Here is a 6,785-nt window from a genome sequence, read left to right on the forward strand (position 1 = left end):
TTAAAGAGTAACTTTTGGCACCATTAATCTTTTCAAACTAGCAGTTACAGCATCAGCAACCGACTCTGGAAAAAAACGCCAAGGTACAGGACCATATTTAGTAGCAATTTGCACAGGTTGTTCAGTTTCTTGCATAAATTTTCCTAGCAATTCTTCTGATAAACCATTGCCATAAACTTCAGCAGTATCAAAGAAATTTATGCCAGCTTCTAAGGAAGTTTTAAAAGCAGCTTCTACTTCATTTACGCCATAATTACTGCCATAATTCCAAAAAAGTTTATCGCCCCAAGCCCAGGTGCCGATACAAATTGGATTAACAGTTATTCCTGTTTTACCTAAAGTTGTTGTTGCCATGTTGAAAATTTCCCTAATTACGGTATAATGATTTCTTTAGTAGTAGACTAACACATCTAAAAATGTAGGTTGGGTTAAACGGAGTGAAACCCAACAAAACCTTAATAATGTTGGGAATAATGTTGGGTTTCGTTCCTCAACCCAACCTACGCTTAGACAAGCTATTGTCAGTTAAATTTCCATTTAAGAAGCTGTTTTTAGAACTACTCCATGGAACCGATGAATCCTAAAAACCTAACCCCCCTGCCCCCCTTCCCTACAAGGGAATGGGGGTTAATTTCTAAGCCTCTCTCCTCGTAGGAGAGAGGTTTGGAGAGAGGTTTTTATTAGTTGACAAACAGTTTCTAGATAGATATTAATTCACTCCTATTAATATAGCCATGACAATCGAAGATTTACAAGTCGGAAAACCAGATAATATTGACAATCAAAAAATTCCGCCCAAACTTAATTTATTCACCATGTTTAGATTAGGTTTCTATCAAATGGGGTTAGGAATAATGTCTGTTTTAACTCTCGGAGTTTTAAACCGAGTTATGATTACTGAATTAGTAATACCTGCCACAATCGTAGCAATAACTTTGTCATTATATCAATTTATGGCACCAGCAAGAGTTTGGTTTGGTCAAATGTCTGATGCTAAACCTTTATTTGGTCAGCACCGCACTGGTTATATGTGGATAGGAGCAATTTTATTTACAATAACTGCTTTTTTTGCCGTGCAAGTTATGTGGCAGGTTGGTGATAGTTTAGCAACTAATGGTTGGACTAATCCTACTTATTTTTGGATTGGTATGTTAGGTTTAATGTTTATAATTTATGGTTTGGCTTTAAGTGCAAGTGGTACACCTTTTGCTGCCTTATTAGTAGATATTTCTGATGAGGATAATCGTTCTAAAGTTGTCGGTATAGTATGGTCAATGTTGATGGTAGGAATTATTATTGGAGCGATTACAAGTAGTATTTTACTGAAACAAGTTGGTGTAGATGCGCCATTAGAAACTGTTAAAGCATCTGTTAATAGTTTGTTTATTAAAGTACCAGCAATTGTATTGATTTTGGCTTTTGTTGGTACAGTGGGAGTCGAACAAAAATACTCTCGTTATCGCAGTCGTTCAACTATTGCTAACCGCGAAGATAAAATTACTCTGGCAACAACTTTAAAGATTTTAACAGCTAATCGGCAAACTGGTTTATTTTTTACATTTGTATTCGTTCTAATTATTAGTTTATTTATGCAGGATGCAGTTTTAGAACCCTATGGTGGGGAAATATTTTCTATGCCAATTTCTGAGACTACTAGATTGAATGCTGTTTCGGGAATGGGAACTTTAATTGGATTAGGTACGACGGGATTTTTAGTAGTACCGAGATTGGGTAAGAAAAATTCTTTAAAAGTTGGATGTGTGGCAACAACTATTAGTTTTATTTTGATAGTTATGTCTGGCTTTACAGGCAAGCCTGTTTTATTTAAAAGTGCTTTATTTTTGTATGGTTTAGCTGCTGGTTTAACTACTACTGCTTCTCTCAGTTTAATGTTAGATTTAACTGTGGCAGAAACAGCAGGAACTTTTATCGGTGCTTGGGGATTAGCACAAGCAATGGCACGAGGCTTCTCTACAGTTATTGGTGGTGCTGCTTTGGATTTTGGTCGGCTTTTATTTGATGTACCAATGTTTTCTTATGGATTGGTTTTCGTATTAGCAGGAATAGGAATGATACTCTCAATTTTCTTGTTAAATAGAGTTAATGTCCGAGAATTTCAAGATAATGCAAGTGTGGCGATCGCTACTATCTTAGAAGGAGAATTAGATTAGAAAATAAAGATTTTGACTTTTTTGAATACCCCCTCATATCAAATCTAGTTGAATACTTAATTGTATAGTTGGGGGTGGGGAAATCGGGAGATGGGGAGATTGAATATTGAAGTAATTATAGAATCATCATAAAAATTCGGTAAGTGGGAAACCACCGTCTTTTAAGCGGTGGATGGAAACGACTCGACGGGTTTTAACCCGTTCGTCAAGTCAAAAAAATGTGTTATTATTAACTAATAACTTAAAAAGTAGCCTCAATGGTATGCACGACCGGAGAGAGTAGTGGCAATTGGCACCGTAAGCGTGGACTGCTGCTGTATACGTACTACGGTACGGTACTGGCAATGTGGTTGTTTCGAGCAATGTGGAAATCGTGGTTTTAACCCGATTTACAGCTCCTAGTCACGAATCCACGGGACTTTAGTCCGTGGAGTGTCAAAAACATATGTTATATAACCGGGTTCTATATTACTAGGTCAATCCTCTCTCTAAAAGGGAGAGGTAATTATCCATTAATGAATATATTCTAGTTCTTCAGCAATATTTTCTAATTTCATTAATACCGATGTTTTGTCATAGGATGAGTCTACAGAAAAGTTTTCAACAATCTCAAAACCAAATTTAGCCCAGAAAGAAAAAGCATTTTGGACTGCAACGAGAGACATAGAACGATAATTAAGTTTTATAGCAACAGATAATAGATGGTTAAACATTTTGGTGGCAATACCCTGTCCAGAATGACTTTGTTTAACAGCCATATCATGAATGAACAAATTTGAACTTTGAATTACTTCATCAATCTTGCTATTTAAGCTGGGAGGAGAGTTTGCCGGATATGGGTGTGATAAACAAAAAGCCACAACTATAGAATCAACTTCAAATACAAAGCAAGTTTCAGGAGAAAGCATATTTTTCGCGCGTAGGACATCAATAGACTCTGCATTCGTCCTACGGACACCAGTAGACTCTGTAATGGAAGGATAAGCTTGCTTTTCAATTTCAGCAATACAACCCCAGTCAGATTCAATTATTTGTCTAATCATCTTTTTTTGTCTAATCATATTTTTGTTTAGCGTTAATAAAATAGGATTGCTATATTCTCAGAAATTAACTTTTGGGTTTCGGTTGCTCAACCCAACCTACAAAGTATTATTCCCTATTCCCTACAACCAGTTACCCACTAAAATAAAAGTTGACCAAAAATAGGGATGCTCAAATTCCGGATTTATTATTCCTGTTTGAGCATCTTTTAAAATTTGTTGTTGCGCTCGACGTAAAGCTTCTGCTTTCGTAATTTCTGGGTTTGTTAACTGTTGATATAAATTTTTCATCAATGCAGCAGTTGCTTGATCACTCACATACCACAGACTAGCAATGGTACTCCTTGCACCTGCTCTTACAGCAATTCCAGCTAAACCCAATGTTGCTCGGTTATCTCCAGCAGCGGTACGACAAGCACTCAATACTAATAATTCTATTGGTCGGGTTTGTTGAATACCCGATCTAATCATATTTCGTAATTCCTCAACATCAATTTTCTCATCCCAAGTCAAAATAAAAGTATCTTCAACATTAGAACTAAATTCGCCGTGGGTTGCTATATGAATTACTTGATAAGTAGTATTAGCAACTTCAGTATTAGCTTTCTTTTCTGTAAACGACTCATTAAGTAAAATTTCACTGGAAGTTTGATTTTGAATATCCTCTAATTCTTTTCTCACATTTGGCAGCGGTGGAAAACCTTGACGACTTTCAGTTATTCCCATACTCAATATTTCCAATTTATTTCGTGCTAATGGTTGGGGATCTATTAACTCCAGACTAGGAGCGATCGCCACATTATACTTCTGAGCTAAATATTTCTCACCATCATAAAGACTAGCTAAAGGAACATTACGCAAGGTTCCTTCTAATACAAATACTAAAGTTTTTATCTGATTAGCTTCTAATTGTTTTTCAATAGGATTAATTAACCAATTATATACTTTTTGAGCGGGTTCCCAATAGTTTTCGATAAAAATTCGTTTTTGAGGGTTTGCCATAGCATCTAGCAAATTTTGAACAGTTGATTCCACTTCTAGTTTTGATATATTTGTTGTGTAAGAAATTAGAGGTTGTTCTGGTATAGCTAAGATTACTGCCAAGCGATCGCCCAAAACAATTGTATAGAAAATAGCTGCATTTTTATCTACCCGATCGATTTCTACTGGTTGAGCATCTAAACAAGCATTCCGAAAAAAGTTATCTAGTTTAGCTAACTGCAAAGCTTCAATTGCTTTTCGTGCTTTTCTCAAATTTTCTTGATTAATAATATCTTTTTGACCATACTCAGACGGTTGTAAAAGTAAATCTACTAACTCACGATAAATTGGTTCTACACTATCTCGAAAATCAAACTTTAATTCTGAACTTACGGCAACTATATCACTGCGGAGAGTACGGATAGTTTCTACTGCTTGAGAATAAGCTAATATAGCGTCTTCTTTATTTTCTTGAGCTGTCAAAATGCGACCTAATTGCCATTTCCACTGATAAACAATATCAGCAGCATTAATAGCTTGAGCTAAATTTAAGGCTTTTTCTGTTAAATCTTTCGCCTCATTCAATTGTTGGTTATGCTCATATAATTTTCCCAAATTGCCTAAAGCATAAGATTCGGCTCTTATATCTCCTAAATTTTTTGCTTGTTGAACTGCTTTTACCAAATAATCAGCAATTTTTTCTGTCGAATATAATGGTTTATTATTACCATTAGCTAATACTATTTTTTGTAATTCTATTAAACTCTGAGCTAGATTAATTCTGGCATAAATAGCAACTTGAGAACTTGGTAATTTATTGAGTAAATTATCGATATTTTTTACTGATTCTGTTGCAGCGAAATATTGCTTTTGTTGTACAAATAGGTTTAACTGATTGAGTATTGCTTGAATTTTAATTTCTGCTACAGGTGATTCCTCTATTGCTCCTTGATAAAATAAATTAGCGGCTTCAGGATTTTCTAAAAGTATAAATGTATTGCCTAGACTAATTAAAATTATGGCTATTTCTTCTGTTGCTTGTAAATTTTCTGCTATTGCCAAACTAGACTCTAAAACTTTTTGAGATGCTTTTACCTGACCTATTCCTCGCAGTACATCACCCAAACTTTGTAATACTTTTGCTTTAACTATAGTATCTGGCTGGTCTTGCAAATTTTCTTTAGTTATTTCTAATTGTTTAAATGCCTGAGAATATAAACCCAATGCTTGTAAAGCCTGAGCTTGATTAATATTACTACGAGTCAAACCTAGATAATTTTCAATTTCTTGATAAATTTGACTGGCTTCTTTCCAAGTATTTAAAGCTGCTTCTGCTTGACCAATAGATAATAGTAACTGACCTTTTACTTCTAAAACACTCGCAGTAAGTTGTGCTGTTTTTTGAGGATTTGATATTTGTTGAATTAGATTTAAACAATTATTGATTACTGCTTGTGCATTTTGCCATTTTCCTAGTTTGAGATAAACTAAAGCTAAATTTCTTAAAGCTCGGATCTGACCATAAAGATCGCCTCTAACTGCATAACTTTTAATAGCTGTTTCTAACAAAGGTATAGTTCCAGATAAATCTCCTTTTTCAAAAAGTTTTTCTGCTTTTGCTTCCCATCTACTAGCTGATATAGTTGATGCTTGATTTAGTACATCCCAATTTATTTTGCTGTCTTTGAATTGATTATTGTTAGGGGAAATCGCCTGAACTTGTTTTGTTTTAATTCCCAAAATTAAAGCAGAAAGCAGAATAAAAAAGGCAGAATAAAAAAGGCAGATTTTAATCATATATTTAACCAAGAATAAATTCAGTATAAAATTCTATTATTGCTCTAGATTTCAAAGTACCGAGATAAACTTAAATTAAATCCGAGTAACACATTTTCACCAGACAAATTTGTAGGAAGATTACGCACTTCCACATCTTGTTTTTGGCGATAAATTTCTACTTCCTGGTCTTGGGGATTAATCAACCATCCTAATAACACCCCTGCATCCATATATTCCTCCATTTTAGAACGCAAGATTTTTAAATTATCAGTTGCTGACCTTAATTCCACGACAAAATCTGGTGCAATGGGGGGAAATTTACGCCTTTGTTCCGTAGTCAGAGCTTCCCAACGTTCCCGTCGAATCCAAGCTGCATCTGGAGAACGGTCACTACCATTAGGTAACTTAAATATAGTCGAAGAACTAAATGTATAACCTAGACCAGTTTGTCTATTCCAGATTCCCAAATCAATAATTAAATCAGCTTCTCTATTCCCACTTTCACCTCCAACTGGAGACATAATAATTAATTCTCCTTTAGTATTACGTTCAAATTGTAATTCGCGGTTATTTTGACAGATTTTGTAGAACTGTTCATCACTCAGTTTAACGGTGTCTAAATTTAATGTTAAAAAACTCATAATTTTAACCTATTTGACTGTTATATTATGTCCGGATAATTACTATACCCAAGTCATTGCGACTGAAACGGAGTGGAAGGAAGCAATCTCAGGGGTGCCAAGAGATTGCTTCCTATCGTCGCAATGACGACTGTTGGCAAGGAAACAATCTCAGGGGTGTCAAGAGATTGCTT

4 protein-coding genes and 1 pseudogene are annotated in these 6,785 nt (G+C 35.0%); 1 reads left to right on the forward strand and 4 read right to left on the reverse strand.

The window, feature by feature from the left end; all coding sequences use genetic code 11:
• Positions 1–354, reverse strand: a pseudogene (locus F6K22_RS26205) (aldo/keto reductase); the annotation flags it as partial.
• Positions 355–734: 380 nt separating this feature from the next.
• Here F6K22_RS26205 and F6K22_RS26210 point away from each other — a divergent pair.
• A complete protein-coding gene (locus F6K22_RS26210) occupies positions 735–2,171 on the forward strand; it encodes a BCD family MFS transporter (RefSeq protein ID WP_293104804.1) in 1,437 nt (478 codons plus the stop codon).
• 512 nt (positions 2,172–2,683) lie between these two features.
• On the opposite strand, the gene F6K22_RS26215 is transcribed toward F6K22_RS26210, so the two are convergent.
• The 3 genes from F6K22_RS26215 to F6K22_RS26225 form a co-directional block, all read right to left on the reverse strand.
• Positions 2,684–3,232, reverse strand: coding sequence for a GNAT family N-acetyltransferase (locus F6K22_RS26215; RefSeq protein ID WP_293104807.1), 549 nt, complete (start codon positions 3,230–3,232; stop codon positions 2,684–2,686).
• A 102-nt stretch (positions 3,233–3,334) separates the two neighbouring features.
• Positions 3,335–5,932 carry a CHAT domain-containing protein gene (locus tag F6K22_RS26220; protein ID WP_293104810.1) on the reverse strand — a complete coding sequence of 866 codons (2,598 nt, stop codon included), beginning with the start codon at positions 5,930–5,932 and terminating at the stop codon, positions 3,335–3,337.
• 101 nt (positions 5,933–6,033) lie between these two features.
• Complete coding sequence (locus F6K22_RS26225; RefSeq protein WP_293104813.1) at positions 6,034–6,612, reverse strand: Uma2 family endonuclease; 579 nt, start codon at positions 6,610–6,612, stop codon at positions 6,034–6,036.
• Between the last annotated feature and the right edge of the window lie 173 nt (positions 6,613–6,785).

This window comes from Okeania sp. SIO2F4, from assembly GCF_010672385.1.
In the GTDB taxonomy this organism is placed as follows: domain Bacteria; phylum Cyanobacteriota; class Cyanobacteriia; order Cyanobacteriales; family Microcoleaceae; genus Trichodesmium.

Coding starts and splice junctions, on each gene's coding strand:
- F6K22_RS26210 (WP_293104804.1), top strand. CDS start 735: ATGACAATCGAAGATTTACAAGTCGGAAAACCAGATAATATTGACAAT.
- F6K22_RS26215 (WP_293104807.1), bottom strand. CDS start 3,232: ATGATTAGACAAAAAAAGATGATTAGACAAATAATTGAATCTGACTGG.
- F6K22_RS26225 (WP_293104813.1), bottom strand. CDS start 6,612: ATGAGTTTTTTAACATTAAATTTAGACACCGTTAAACTGAGTGATGAA.